Source organism: Paenibacillus sp. 1-8 (genome assembly GCF_056316205.1).
Map to the genome: position 1 here is coordinate 1975250 of NZ_CM149995.1, position 14908 is coordinate 1990157.

Below are 14908 nucleotides of genomic sequence, written 5' to 3' on the forward strand. Positions count from 1 at the left end.
GTTAGTCGGTCTCTCCTTGTTTCTCTGATTCGGTCATGTTAGCGTGAATGTGTAAAAGCGTCTGGCGGAATTGCTCCATATCAGCAAAGGTAATTCCTTTTACAAAATCATGGTTGGCGTCACGTTCGACAGGAAGGGTTTCCTCTACAAGTTGTCGGCCTGCTACGGTCAAATGAAGCAAATAAGCCCGACGATCCTGTGGACTATTCACACGGCGAACCCAACCCTTTTTGTCCAACAAATCAATAATTCGGGTCGTAGTCGGCTGGTCCTTGACGGCCTTGGCCGCAATTTCTTTCTGATTTAGGCCCTCGGCCTGATAAATTTGATACAGCACCGACCATTGCTCAGGGGAAATATCAAAAGGTTTAAGGCGCTGCATAAGCTGCTGGCTCATCTTACGGTGGGTAATGCCGAGCAGCATGCCGATGGAACAATCCGGGGGTAAGTTATTCATGAGTAGCTTCCTTTCTGTTTTCCGTACATAAATTAATTTAAAAATAAATTAATTGTTAAAACAATTATATGTAAAACAAGTTTTTTTGTCAAAAAAACTTGTTCACCGATCACTATGATCTGGACCTGATTTGGAGAGAGGAGTCATGGATAATGCGATTATAACTGCATCACCATGATAGATGCTGCCATCACTCAGAATCAATTTCGGGAGGTTCTGAATCGAATAACTTCGTGCCTGAGCGCTGGAGAAAATGATGCGGAGGCAAAAAAACAGCCCGCAATATACGGGCTGTTCGGGTTTAAAGCAATATACTTTTGCCGTTTCGGACGAATTAGGCTTTAGGTACGGTTTCCCAGTCCTTCAGGAAGCGTTCAATACCGCTGTCAGTCAGTGGGTGTTTCCACAGAGAAGGAAGCAGGGAACCTGGAATGGTGGAAATATGCGCACCAGATAGAGCAGCATCTTCCACATGCTTGATGTTACGGATGGAGGCTGCAATGATTTCGGCTTTCAGACCATAAATGTCCAAAATCTGTCTCAGGTCACGAATCAGCTTCATACCATCAACGGCGATATCATCCAGACGTCCTACGAACGGGCTGATAAAAGTAGCGCCAGCTTTGGCAGCCATCAAACCTTGAGCCGCGGAGAAAATCAGCGTTACGTTCGTTTTAATCCCGTTCTTGGTCAGCTCGTTACAAGCATACAAACCGTCTTCAGTCATAGGCAGCTTAATAACAACGTTTGGTGCCCATTTGGCAATCTCATAAGCTTCCTTGAGCATATCCTCGGCTTTCAAGCCAATGACCTCAGCACTTACGGGGCCTTCAACGATACTGCAAATCTCCTGAATGACTTCCTTGAACACCCGACCTTCCTTAGCGATCAGCGAAGGGTTCGTTGTTACACCATCAACCAGACCCAAACGTTCAATACGTTTGATTTCTTCAATGTTACCAGTATCCAAGAAAAACTTCATTTGCTTTCCTCCTCAGGGGTTTGTAATTCATAATACATATCACACACCATGCACATCAGCTAAATAAAAGGTAGCATATTGTACACGTTAAACTTATAATTAGTATGTATTACATACTAATTGTGACACATTTTAAAATTGAAAACAAGCGGTCTTTGATTAAGATTTGATGAATTGTCGGAAAATGCGGAAATTTACCGATCTATGCTCATCTATAATGTATACTACCCCATTCTATAAGGAGGTAATCATTATTCAACTGTCTGAAAGACAGCGGGAAATTGTTGATATTGTCCAGCGCCTGGCGCCTGTTACGGGGGATAAAATCGCTGAGGAGCTAGGGCTGACGAAACCGACCCTCCGTTCCGATCTTGCTTTGCTCGTCATGCTCGGTCTGGTAGACGCCAAGCCCAAGGTGGGATATTTGCCAGGGCGTTATCCTAAATATGATAGTCATATCGGAACCATGCTTAAAAAGCTGACCGTGGCTGATGTGCTCAGTGATCCGATTTTAATTTCCGGTGACGCTACGGCTTACGATGCGGTACTGATGTTGTTTCAGCAAAATACGGGTGCGTTGATGGTCACGGGAGAGGATCAGGAGCTGATCGGAATTGTTACTCGCAAGGATCTGCTGAAGGTGACGCTGGGGCATACAGATCTTCACGCCGTTCCGGTAACGATGGCGATGACGCGACGGGCACAAATGACGACACTTACTCCGGGTGGTTCTCTGCTGGAGGCGATATCCAGGCTCGTTCGTCATCAGGTCAATTGCCTTCCGGTCATGGACGAGCAGTGTATGGAGACCTCCTCCATTCAAGCCAATGGATTGGTGGGTCGGGTTACCAAAACGGACATCATGAACGCTATTTTGAGCTTGACGGAAGAGAAGACGTAAAAGAAGATGTGGAACAAGAAAAAAGGGGGCCTTATATGTACTGGTTAGCCATGCTGACCATGCTGATTGATCATATCGGACTCGTATTTTTCCCCACTGATCCGGCCTGGAGAATTGCCGGCAGGCTTGCTTTTCCAATCTATGCGTATGCGCTGTATATGGGGTATGCCCGCACCCGAAATATGCGAAGCTATATGCTCCGCTTGCTCGGTATCGCTCTGATTTCTCAGTTGCCCTATATGCTGGCGTTCGATGTGTACAGGCCAAATGTGGTCTGGACGTTGTTGACCTCGCTGCTGGCACTGACCGCCGCGTCCCGCCTGAAAAATGGAGCGGCTATGGCAGGCTTGTATGTGCTGACAGCACTGGTCATGGAGCTTACCCTGATGGATTACGGAGCCTACGGGCTGCTGCTCATCCTCATTTATCGCTACACCCGCTCGTATATGATGGTTGCGGCGCATTTTGTACTGAACGTCGTATATGACATGGTGCATCACGCGAATCTCCAGCATTTTAGTCTGCTGTCCACCATTCTTATCGCATGCTTCGCATCGGGGGAGAGTGGCTTTTATAAACGGGTACCGCGCTGGTTGTGGCGCAGCTTTTATCCGGTGCATCTGGCTGTTATTGCAGTCCTTCGCCTCTGGCCCTGAAATAAGCTCATAATCATTCTCAAAATTAGCAAAAGAACCTTTGAAACCACGAAATACATGGTTCAAAGGTTCTTTGTTAACCCAAAGTTCAGGACGCTTTGTTAGGACCTTGGGCAAAAGGCAATGGCCGCTCTGGAGCGCCTTCCTTCATGTACTGCACCAATACTTCCGGAATATTGTGTATTCCGCCTGCATTAACACGATAGCCATTCGTTTGTCCAGGTGAGTTAATGCCACGCTTCACCGTGAAGGTAACGTCAATATCCAAGGCGCGGCAAATTTCCAGCGTTTCCTTGGTATATCCTCCATACGGTAAGGCAAGGACGTTGCGATCATTATGAAGATGCTTGAACAGCTTCTTGTCGGCGGTGTCCAAATCGTTGTAAACCCGCTGTTTAAATTCGTCCTCGGTTTCCATACGCCCCAGCTTTTTCGAATATACCGGACCCATGAGAAGCGGTTTTTCCTTGGTGCGTGCTACATTTGTGTATCCATACGCATGCTGGTCATTGGTGTGATTGTAAAAATCAACACCTTCAGCATGCATGTGCTGGATTTGTTCCCACGTCAGCTTCGGAATACCGATGTGCTTGGGATTACTGATCGTGGATGTGATAAGAAAATTGGTTGCCGGTACACGGTATTTTTTCAACACGGGAAAGGTGTCTGTATAAAAAGATTCATAGCCGTCGTCGAAGGTCATGAGTACAGCATTATCGGGCACCTTGGCTTTATGCAGAATAAAGTCCGTATATTCTTTCATCGTGATCCAGTGGAAGCCGTTGGCTTTCATTTCATCCAGTTGCTTCGTCAAATTACTGAGCTTGAGAGCGCCGGGATCGGGTGGAGTTTTGGTTACCTCATGGTACATCAGGACAATAACTTTGTTTTGGTAATATACTTTATCCGGCGTTGGCGTCAGAGAGAATAAATGTCGTACCAGCCGATCTGCATTAGCCGTACGTGTACGGTGGGTCCCTTTAACAACGGGTGGATGGTAGATGGCGCGTGCTTCGTACACCAGTATCCCTAAAATAGCTACCATGCTCATAATAAGAATCGTTCTTTTGAATATGACGTGTTTCATGTGATGACATCCCCCGCATGCAAAAATTCTAAAAGTGCAGATATGTAAACCAGATATCTATTAGCAAAATCTAGTCTATCATACCTAATACACGCGGGGGAAATATCACAACTTTGTTACCTCTGTGTTGCTTTTGTCGATACCGACGATGCGGCAGGGAAATAACCGATCTCAACCGCATGCTGGATCATGCTTTGAATAAACTCCAGATCGGTTGTCGGGCATTGCACACCGGCCTGATCCAGTAGAGCGGCGGTCACAGGGCAGCCGTATCGGTAAGCCGAATCCTTGGCTCCGTCCCCTTCCAGTTGGCCCATAGCGAGGTGCAACGCATCCTCCTGAATGCCCGAAGACGGGTTCAGCAGCCAAGCGCTGTACTCGTCAAAAGGCATCGTTTTTACTGCGTATCCAAGCTGGTTGACCATAGCAATCAGCTTATCATACGGCAGCGGGTTCGGATTGCAAATATGGAAAATGCGGTTTGCGCTTTTTTGATGCACGGACAGCACTACAATAGCGCGGCTCGCATAGTCAATCGGCGTGAAGTCTGTATGCCAATCAGCCTGTGGCGCTTTGCCTAGCAGCAGCATTGCCTTCATCATCCGGTAGTAGGCGTTACTATCAATATTGCGCTGGAAACGTCCGTTAGCCGAGTGGGCCGTCAGATTGCCTGCACGATAGATAGAGACAGGTGTACCCGACTGTGCCGCCTGGAACAGCAGCTTTTCCGCTGCGAGCTTACTGTTCGTGTACAGGTTGTCCACCTGTAGCTCGTCAGGGAAGGAGGACTGCTCCAATACGGATTCCCATTGTCCTTCATTCGCCAGATCCTCCAGTATGCCCATGGTTGAGACATGATGAAAAGATACCCCCGGCTTGGCCTGAGCAATTTTCAGCAACTCCAGCGTTCCGGTTACATTCGTACGGTCAAAGGCAGCCGAATCACCAAAATGGCGAACGTCAGCAGCGCTGTGAATAATACCGTCAATTTGATGCTCCAGCATATGGCGGTCAACGTCAGAGAGGCCGAGGTCTGTCTGCTCCAGATCACCGTACACCGCTTTGACCCGTCCTTCGATCAGGCCAGAGACAACTTCCCCAAAATATCCTGTCAATACGGATTGAATACGTTCGATGCCGGATGGACCGTCCTGAGAAGGGCGTACCATGGCATACACTTTGGCTCCTGTCCGTTGAAGCAGGTCATAGAGAATATGCGAACCAAGATAACCTGTAGCCCCGGTCAATAACACAACATTCATGTCGCGAAATTCAGCTACATCCGCGGTGCCTGAAAGCTCGATAGGATGCTCATTCAGGTCTGTTTTTTCTTGTGTAACTGCTATCGTTTTGCGTTGCGGTGTTTGTTCCGTACCCAATTGCTCCACGTATTCGGCAAGCTCACGAACGGTTTTGTAGCGGAAAAAGTCTCCAATACGTAACGCACCATAACGTGGCTTCAAAATAGCCAGCACATGAATGACACGAAGGGAGTCGCCACCGATCAGGAAGAAGTCATCTGTTGCGCCGATGTTGGTTTTGCCAAGTACCTGTGTCCAGGCTTCGGCTATAAGCGTTTCAGTTCCTTCACGGAGAGGCTCCCCGCCATAGGAGCTGTCGGATGCCTCGGGAAGTGGCAGCAGGGCCAGCTTTTTGCGGTCAATCTTGCCCGTCGGTGAAATCGGCATAGCTTCCAGATGAACGACATGGCTCGGTACAAAATAGGAAGGCAGCTTGCCCGCAATATAAGACTGTATTACGTCTTGCGGAATGGACTGTCCGTCCGTAGTTGTGTAATAGCCAACCAGCATATTTTGATCCGTGTGATCCTTGACAGCTACGACAGACACATCCTGAACGCCCGAATGCTTGGAAAAATGATCTTCAATCTCCCCAATTTCAATCCGGTTGCCCCGGATTTTGAGCTGTGAATCCTTCCGGCTTACGTATTCAATCGTGCCGTCCGGCAGCAGCTTGGCGATATCGCCTGAGCGGTACATTTTTTCACCCGGAACAAAAGGGTTGTCCACGAACGATTGTGCCGTCCGTTCCGGCTGATGGAGATAGCCGTGAGCCAGTGCCGGCGTAGCAATGCATACTTCACCGGGAATGTTAATCGGGCATAGCTTGTTATCATCGTTGACGATGTAGACCTTGTAGTTATAAATCGGCTTGCCGATCGGGATGTTCACGACGTGCTCAGGCACAGCACCACGCACCCGGTGGGTCGTCGTTGCTACGGTGCATTCAGTCGGTCCATACACGTTCACGATGTCTGTATCTGTACCGAATTTGCTCTGGAAGGCTCGAACTTGTGAGCCGTACAGGGCTTCGCCTGCCACGGTGACAATTCGTACCTTGGCTAATTTGCGGTAGCCTTCGTCTGACAAATACGTAGATAGCTGATTAAAGAACACGGTTGGCAAAATGGTAATGATCGTCGTGCCTGTGCGTGCGATGGCTTCTGCGAATTCTTCAACAGACACGCGTTCCTCAGAGGACAACAGGTACAGCTTGGCTCCGTAGAACAAGGCTCCAACCGTATCCCAAACGGATGCATCAAAGCTATAGGTGGCGAATTGAGTCAATACATCCTGAGGTGTAATATCGCAATCGCGCTGTACGACAGCCCCCAGGTTCACGACGCCCCGGTGAGCAATCAGGGCACCCTTCGGCTTGCCTGTCGAGCCGGACGTATAGATGACATAAGCGAGATCATCCGGACCTACGTTAACGTTCGGATTGCTTGCGGCATAGCCTGCCAGAGGCCCGTTGTTAATGGCCAGAATTTCTTTGACCGTCTCAATGGAGCCGCATAGTTCAGCCGCTTGCCCGACGAGTGCAGAAGTCGTAAGGACGAAGGGAGAACGCGTGTCCTCGACGATGTAGCTGCTCCGGTCGGCTGGATGGGCTGGATCGACAGGCACATATACACCCCCGGCTTTCAGAATACCAAGCAGGGAAATGACGGTTTCCAGGCTTCGCTCCATGAAAATGGTCACGAATTCGCCTTTTGCCAGACCTTTGGACAATAGCACGCGTGCAACTTGATTGGCGCGTTCATTAAGCTCACGGTACGTATATTCTCCGGCGTGGGAAGCGATGGCCGGACGATCCGGGTACTGCGAAGCGGCTTCCTCGAACATTCCATGAATGGTCTGATGCTCAGGATACTTCACAACTGTTTTATTTAAGGCTTCATAGGCTGCCCGATCTGCTTCGGATAAGATGTCAACCGAATTGACAAGGGCATGGCTGTTGGTGAGTGCGCCACGCAGAAGAAATTCAAAATATTCTGTATACCGAACAACCGTTGTTTCCAGAAGAAGTGATTCATCATACCGAATCTGTATTTGGTAAGTGCCGTTGTTCTCACGGATCACCCAGTCCATGATACGAGGCTCTGTATCTTCATTGACCAGCAGATTTACCGAAAACGAGGTATCCGCTTGCGGGTCTGCCAGATAAGCCTGGGGCTTATAGAGCATTTCCTGAAACAAGCCTGCCAGCTCATGGAAATTAGTATTATTTTCCATTGTTAGCGAAGCTGTGAGTATACCGGATTGAGGCACGAAAGTAGAGAGGGAGATATCTTCTTCTGCGGACAGACGATACAGCCATGCTGCATATACTGACAGAAGCATGGCATGTTGTTCTTCCGCTGACGTTTGCTGATGAAGCAGCTTCGAGATGCTTGGTTCTAACTCTACCTGATAAGTAGAGTATGTATGTTTGCGTTGCAGACGTGCAAAATCCAAAGGAACCAGGAATGGGGATGGCGCTGTTTGTGTACTGTTTTGTAGTAATAAAACCATTACGCTTACCTCCTGAACGTATGATGTCGTAATATGAATGCTAAAGTCAATAAATGCCTCCGATCCCGTCAAATGCATGAATAGGAGGGAGGCACTACCGAACGACTTGCTTATTGAATAAGTTTTAAAGTAGGTAAATGCAAATTATGATTTGGTGCGGTTAGGGTTCGCAATTTTAAAGTAAGAAGTAATTTCCTGAAGCTCTTCCGACATGGATGACAGCTTATGGGACGATTCAATGATGGAATCCAGAGAAGCTTGTTGTTCATCAACCGTTTGTGCAATATGAATGCTGTTGTTAGCTGTTTTGCTTACGGTGGAAGAAAGATCATCTGCTGTCGCCGTCATTTCCTGCGTACCGGCGGATATTTCCTCGGTAGCGCTGGATACTTCTTGAATTTGCCATGCCACCGTTTTGATTGCTTGAAGAATGTTATTGAACAGCTCGCCTGCTTGTCCAGCTACGACGATTCCGCTCTGTGCCTCAACGTTACCTTGATCCATCGATTTCACAGCCTGACCGATTTCACTTTGAATCTCTTCGATCAGCGGCGTGATTTGTTTCGTTGCATCCGCTGTTTGTTCTGCCAGCTTGCGTACTTCGCTGGCAACCACGGCAAAGCCTTTACCTTCCTCACCGACACGCGCTGCTTCAATAGAAGCATTCAAGGCAAGCAGGTTTGTTTGGCTGGAAATGCCTGAAATCGTACCGATGATATTACCAATTTCCTGTGAACGGTCGTTCAGTAACTTGATAATACGGGATGTATTCGTAACTGTATCGGTAATCAAATGCATTTGTGAAGAAACTTTGCCCATGATTTCGTTGCCTTCATTAGAACGCTTCTCTACCGAATTGGCTTCCTCTGCAACGGTGGCGGAACTGGCGGCAATATTTTGGATAACCGAGGCCATCTCAGCCATGGCCCGTGCGCTATCGCCCGTTGCTTTTTCCTGTGCACGGATATTTCCCGTAATTTCATTGATGTTCTGATTGATGATGTTCGAATTGATTCCGTTTTGTTCGCAGATTGCAAGTAATTCCTTCGCCGATTCATTCACTTCATCAGTTGTCAGCTTCACTTTGGTCATAATGCTGTTAATATGGCTTACCATATCGTTGAAGTTTCTATTCACAACGCCCAGATCGTCTTGTCCTGCTTGAATTTGAACGTCCAGATTTCCACGGCTTACTTCACTGATACCGTACATCAGTTGTTTAATAGGGGACAGCGTACGCTTCACGACCCAATATTGGAGCGCCAAGCAGATGAGCAGGAAGATAGCCAGAATGGTAGCACCGCTGATCAGCAGCTTGGTCAAACCGGCAGGTACAGCGCCTGCATCTGCATCGACAGCAAAATATGCAAAGATTTTGCCACTTGAATCTTTAAGCGGATACGTCAAGGTTGTCCACGTACCGAAGCTGTCATCATAGAAACTGGTAAACGTCGGTTTTCCGGTATCCAGCATATGGCTTACGCCTTCTGCGACAACAGAGGGTTGTTTGTACATAGCGCCGACACCCAATTTATCTTTTTCGAATGCTTCTCTCAGAGCGGTAGGCATCGCTACAATAGATGTCTGGTCACCGTCTTCCAGCTCGGTTCCGAAGATATAAGCTTGAGAGATATTTGGGTTCGTCGCTGTGATGTTATCCAGATAAGTGCGTAGTTTGGCCTGAACGGGACCATCATAACTTTTTTCCTGAACGGCTTGGGTTACTTCATTTACATTAATTCCCTCAGCCCACTTTAATGTGATTTTTTCCACTTGCCCATGCAATTGGTCTATCAAAATCGTACGCTGGATCAAATAACTGGACACAATAAGGACTAGCCCAATCAATACGATGTTGAAGAAAGATAATAATAAGTTCTTGGTGAAGAACGATAAGCTACTCCACTTTTTCAAAATGTTCCACTCCCTGGTTGTAATTTTTGTATATTGGTGTTGAACCGCTTATCGAATGAGATAATTTAGTCCCCCTTACAAACATATTAATTAAGGCAATAGACCTCTTGAAGTTTTGTTAATAGGTCTTTGGTCCTTTTTAGATAAGTATGTATCCCTATATATATGTCGTACGATAAGCTCTTGAAATGAATACCTAGCCCAATAAAAAATTAATTTTTACCTGGTAATTCCTGTGCGTGTTTCAGTATATTCCATTTTATACTTCAACTTGAAAATGAAATTCATTTCAGGCTTTAAGAAGGTATCCAATAGAAACCATCATACTTTATAATAGAGTCAAATGCACTTGTCAATTTGGGACATTTTTCATATTTGGCGTTACAGATGCTTGATATGCCGCGGTTTTTGCGGGTTCCTTGCAAAATGAGTCAATATAGCCACGACATAGGAAGAGGGATGAAGAGAATGTCCAAGCTTACAATTGTAAAGGTTGAAAGTGATCATGCAGATCTGCATGAATTGATTCAAAGTCTGGATGAGGATTTGCTGAAAAGGTATCCTGCTGATGAAATTTACTTGGTTGATTTTTCCAATCCGAAAGTTAAAGAAATGATTTTCGCTGTTGTGTATTCGGATGCAAAACCGGTCGCTTGCGGCGGACTTAGGCCTATAGATGCGGAAGAGATGGAGCTTAAGCGATTTTATGTCGATTCTTCTTATCGTAGGCAGGGCATTGCCGTCAGTCTGTTAGCTTTTCTGGAAGAAGAGGCCCGTAAACGAGGCACTATAAGAATCAAGCTGGAGACAGGGGCTGCTCAACCTGAAGCCATTGCTCTCTATACGAAGCAGGGATATGAGCCTATTGAACGATTTGGTGAATATGAAGAGGATGAAAATAGTCTTTGTTACAGTAAGAAGCTGACAGTGTCTTTATAAAACGTTTTTATATAAAATGAATGATGAACCATACTAGCCTATATAGCGGGAGTGATGATAATGAATTTGAAACAAAAAGCAGCTGAAAAAGCAGTAGAAGCCATTGAGGACGGCATGAAAGTAGGACTGGGCACAGGCTCCACAGCTTATTGGGCCATTCAAAAAATAGGTGAGCGTGTGGCGCAAGGCTTACATATACAGGCTGTAGCTACTTCCCAAGCTTCGGAGGATCAGGCCAGAGAATTGGGAATTCCCATCGTTCCATTTGATCAGATTGGACGACTCGACGTAACGATTGACGGAGCGGACGAGGTGAATGAGCAGCTTGTTCTGGTGAAGGGTGGAGGTGGAGCTTTACTGAGAGAGAAAATCGTGGAAAGTAACAGCAACCGGCTAATCATTATTGTGGACGAGTCCAAAGATGTGAAGGTACTGGGTGCATTTCCATTACCAGTCGAAGTCGTACCCTTTGCCAGTGAATGGACGTTGGAGGCATTACAGCAGACAGGCTGCCGGGCTGAGTGGCGAATGAAGGACGGGGAGCGTTTCCAGACGGATAACGGCAATTATATTGCCGACTGTCGTTACGGAACCATTGAAAACCCGCAAGAGCTGGAAATCCAATTGAACCAAATTCCGGGGGTGGTCGATAACGGACTGTTCATTAATATGGCAGACCAGGTTATTATCGCACGGGCCAATGGACAGATTGACGTTCGAAACAAGTGATGCCTAACGCTCGTCTGCTTCGCAATGTAGCCTTTGTGGTATTCATTTTATATACGGGGCTGTTATTATATTGGATGTTTCTTGGTTTTGGGCGTACATTACGACCGGGTCCTCCATATTCATATAATATCGTTCCGCTGGATACGATCGGGCGATATATGAGGGCGGCACAGTCGCTTCCTTTTCGGGTGTGGGGTGTCAATTTGCTCGGTAACATCGGAGTCTTCGTCCCGTTTGGCATCCTTCTGCCTATCATTTGGGTAGCCTTACGCAGATTAGGCAGCTTGTTGCTGACCGTGGCGGCCGCGCTTGTAATTCTTGAAGTGTGCCAAATGCTGCTCGGCGCAGGCACGATGGACGTGGATGATGTGATTCTGAATGTACTGGGTGTGCTTTTTGGCAGGGTTGTTTACAAGCTACTACGAAAGAAGTCGGAGATTGAATAATGAAAGCCCTGCTCTCCCGGAAGGCGCTTCTTGTGCCGATTGGGGACGGGCTTTTTTACATAATAGACTGTAGTTTTCGCATAATACAACTTCATTTATCAGGGGGATAAAAAGGTTGAACTTGACAAAAGTTTGCAATTAATATATCTTTGAATAAAGATATAAATAACGGAGGCTGTTAATATGTCAGTAAAACCAGATGATCAGGACTTGGCGCTTAACTTGTTTGTTGTGCTGGCTCGCGCCTATAATTCGGTCACATCCCGCACGAATCGGGATATTCATAGTCATGGATTGAACACAACGGAATTTGGTGTACTTGATCTGTTATATTATCGTGGACCTCAGCCCTTGCAGAAAATTGGTGAAAAGGTGCTGATCTCCAGTGGAAATATTACGTACGTCGTAGATAAACTTCAGAAAAAAAAGCTGCTCACCCGGCGTGCATCACAGGATGATCGGCGTGTGATTTATGCAGAACTGACTGACGAGGGACGTCATTTCTTTGAGCAAATATTCCCGCAGCACCATCGTGTTATTATGGAGACAGTGGACGGCTTGTCCGTGCAAGAGAAAGAACAGGCCATTCATCTGCTAAAAAAGCTGGGACTAACGGCTGAGGGACAGAAAAGTAACAACTAACAAGCTGCAAATATCCGAGCTAAATAGACTTATAAATAAAATACCGGTTTTCCGGTATTTTATTTTTTTACACGCATTCTTAGGCAGCGGGGTTAATGTAAAGGCGGAAATCAGGTATAATTGACAAATAGTCACGCTCGGATGTTCCCCCAGTTACAGTCTATGGATATAAATACGGCCTTGTCGGGGAAGGAGCTGTACATGAGTATACAGCAATATACCGCAGGTGAATGCATTTCCGTCATCCGGATAAAACGATGGTGCTGATGCATCTGGATTTGGGGATACAGCAAATTGGAAAAAAGAGGAATACGCCTCTTTTATTACGAATGATAATCCGTTAGCGGCTGATGTGGGTCAATATTTGGAGTATTTACTCGCAGGCAACCGCAGACAGGCTGCTACATGTTATGTGAGAATTATGGTCGGTGGTTTGCCCTTTAATCTTGATCCGTTGCTTGTGGCAGGAAATAGGGGCGGACGGCTGTGCACCTGATGCAGAGGAAGCGTTGGAGGTAGCAGAACACCTGCTGTCGTCCAGGGTGTGAGGCAGTTTAAAATATTTGTAACCAGGAGTCATTGGGTAAAGGGGGCCTTTTATATGAAGGAACCGGCAGCAGAAATGGCTGTCCTGCGTAAAACGATTGAGCAATTAACAGATGAGATTATGAAAAGCAAGGCTGAAGAAGAGAAGATGCTGAATGAATTTTCAGCGATGAATAATGAGCTTGTCAATTTGCAGCGTCAGCTTGCCAAAAGCAATGCAGATTTAAAGCGGACAAAGGAAGAAGCGGTACGGGCGAATGACTTGAAAAGCACCTTTCTTGCAATGGTCAGTCATGAATTCAGGACTCCGATGAACGGGATACTCGGGATGATCGAAATGCTGGGTTCATCCAGGCTTTCCCCGGATCAACGGCAGGCGATCAGTGTCATACGCGAATCGGCATCTTTGCTGCTAAATATGATTAATAACCTCCTTGATATATCCAAGATGGAAGCGGGACAAATGGAGCTGGAGATCGGGAGCGTCAGGGTCCAGGCGATTATGAGCCACGTTGCCCAGTTGTTGGAGCCGCAAATCTATCAGAAGGGAAATCGTCTAAGCATAGAGGCTGATTCCGGCGTAGCAGACCATCTGGAGGGAGATTCCGCACGGATCATGCAGATTTTGCTCAATCTGCTGAACAATGCCAATAAATTTACGAGCGATGGATTGCTAGTTGTTCGGACGAAGCTGGTAGAAGAAACAGAAGATTCCCTTTGTATTCGGTTTGAGGTGCAGGATTCAGGCATCGGGATTTCACCGGAGGATCAGGTCAAGTTATTTCAGCCCTATGTGCAGGCAGGGGAAGGCAGCTCTTCACAATATGGAGGAACCGGACTGGGACTATGGATATGCAGTTCATTCGTTGATCTGATGAAGGGACAGATTGGAGTCATCAGTGAGGAAGGTCAAGGCTCTACGTTCTGGTTTGAGATTCCTCTTGTCAGGGGAACAGGGCAGGCAGACGAAGTGAAGGAGCGTGAAACCGCCGAGCTGACAGAGCTTGGTGAGTGGCTGCGTGAGCATAGTCATTCCCTTGCTATTCTGGTAGCCGAGGATAATCGGGTTAATCGTCAGGTGGTCGAGTTACAGCTTCGTCACTTGGGATTCCAGCATATTGATTTCGCGGAGGATGGAGAGGCTGCCGTAAAAGCGTCCTCTCAACGGACTTATGCTTGTATTTTGATGGATCATCATATGCCCATCATGAATGGTATTGATGCGGCAAGGGCCATTCGCCAGCGTGAAGCGGTGGACAAGCTACCCCCGGTGCCAATCATTTCTTTGACAGGGAACGTGTCAGAGGAGGATAGAGCGAGGGGCCGGGAAATTGGGGTGAACGACTATCTGTCGAAGCCGGTAATGATCGAACGACTGTCTGAGAAGCTCATCCAATGGCTTCCCATGGCTGCTGCCGAGCCTATCCTTAATGAAGAAGTTATTCATGAAATTATGCTGCTGGACGAGGATGGCAGTATGGGATTGCTGGCTTCACTCGTAGAGATGTACACCAGTGATACACCTGCTAAAATAAGCACATTAATTGAACTGGCTATTGCGGACGAATTAGCAAAAGTAGTGGAGGTTGCTCACGAGCTGAAATCAGGTAGCGTGAGTCTGGGAATTGGGCGTTTGTCCACGTTATTTTCCGATATTGAGCAGCTTGCACGGGAGAAGCGACTTGAAGCTGCACAAGAGAAGCTGGCTGCCCTTCAGTCTGCTTATCAGGCAACGTGTAGGGAACTGGAACGATATATCCGTCAGTAATCGTTGGAATTTTCCCTGTTAGACTT

General features: G+C 47.0%; 12 protein-coding genes. 7 read left to right on the top strand and 5 right to left on the bottom strand.

Features of this window, described 5'->3' with window-relative positions; genetic code table 11:
- Position 1 precedes the first annotated feature (1 nt).
- Entirely contained in the window at positions 2–457 is a 456-nt protein-coding gene (locus AC0WRU_RS09210; RefSeq protein WP_476128062.1) for a MarR family winged helix-turn-helix transcriptional regulator, read from the bottom strand.
- A 334-nt stretch (positions 458–791) separates the two neighbouring features.
- A complete protein-coding gene (gene fsa / locus AC0WRU_RS09215) occupies positions 792–1439 on the bottom strand; it encodes a fructose-6-phosphate aldolase (RefSeq protein WP_476128063.1) in 648 nt (215 codons plus the stop codon).
- Between the two features lie 184 nt (positions 1440–1623).
- Between fsa and AC0WRU_RS09220 the strand changes: the two genes are divergently transcribed.
- Together AC0WRU_RS09220 and AC0WRU_RS09225 are read left to right on the top strand one after the other, a co-directional pair.
- Complete coding sequence (locus tag AC0WRU_RS09220; RefSeq protein WP_476128064.1) at positions 1624–2340, top strand: CBS domain-containing protein; 717 nt, start codon at positions 1624–1626, stop codon at positions 2338–2340.
- Between the two features lie 35 nt (positions 2341–2375).
- Entirely contained in the window at positions 2376–2996 is a 621-nt protein-coding gene (locus AC0WRU_RS09225) for a TraX family protein (protein ID WP_476128065.1), read from the top strand.
- Positions 2997–3084: 88 nt separating this feature from the next.
- Here AC0WRU_RS09225 and AC0WRU_RS09230 read toward each other — a convergent pair whose 3' ends face one another.
- The 3 genes from AC0WRU_RS09230 to AC0WRU_RS09240 form a co-directional block, all read right to left on the bottom strand.
- Positions 3085–4083, bottom strand: coding sequence for a polysaccharide deacetylase family protein (locus AC0WRU_RS09230; protein WP_476128066.1), 999 nt, complete (start codon positions 4081–4083; stop codon positions 3085–3087).
- 116 nt (positions 4084–4199) lie between these two features.
- The gene (locus tag AC0WRU_RS09235) at positions 4200–7898 is read right to left on the bottom strand and encodes a non-ribosomal peptide synthetase family protein (RefSeq protein WP_476128067.1); all 3699 of its coding nucleotides are present in this window, start codon (positions 7896–7898) and stop codon (positions 4200–4202) included.
- 144 nt (positions 7899–8042) lie between these two features.
- Positions 8043–9812 (bottom strand): methyl-accepting chemotaxis protein, encoded by a 1770-nt coding sequence (locus AC0WRU_RS09240; RefSeq protein ID WP_476128068.1) that lies wholly within the window; start codon positions 9810–9812, stop codon positions 8043–8045.
- A 468-nt stretch (positions 9813–10280) separates the two neighbouring features.
- Here AC0WRU_RS09240 and AC0WRU_RS09245 point away from each other — a divergent pair, with 468 nt between their 5' ends.
- From AC0WRU_RS09245 to AC0WRU_RS09265, 5 genes are all read left to right on the top strand, one after another.
- Positions 10281–10751 (top strand): GNAT family N-acetyltransferase, encoded by a 471-nt coding sequence (locus AC0WRU_RS09245; protein ID WP_476128069.1) that lies wholly within the window; start codon positions 10281–10283, stop codon positions 10749–10751.
- Between the two features lie 60 nt (positions 10752–10811).
- Positions 10812–11480: a ribose-5-phosphate isomerase RpiA gene (gene rpiA / locus AC0WRU_RS09250; protein WP_025682646.1), complete on the top strand. Its 669-nt coding sequence runs from the start codon at positions 10812–10814 to the stop codon at positions 11478–11480.
- Positions 11480–11926, top strand: a complete 447-nt coding sequence (locus AC0WRU_RS09255) for a VanZ family protein (RefSeq protein WP_476128607.1) — start codon at positions 11480–11482, stop codon at positions 11924–11926. Before rpiA ends, AC0WRU_RS09255 begins: the two co-directional genes overlap by 1 nt.
- 183 nt (positions 11927–12109) lie before the next feature.
- Complete coding sequence (locus tag AC0WRU_RS09260; RefSeq protein WP_025682648.1) at positions 12110–12568, top strand: MarR family winged helix-turn-helix transcriptional regulator; 459 nt, start codon at positions 12110–12112, stop codon at positions 12566–12568.
- A 601-nt stretch (positions 12569–13169) separates the two neighbouring features.
- Positions 13170–14882, top strand: a complete 1713-nt coding sequence (locus AC0WRU_RS09265) for an ATP-binding protein (protein ID WP_476128070.1) — start codon at positions 13170–13172, stop codon at positions 14880–14882.
- Positions 14883–14908 lie beyond the last annotated feature (26 nt).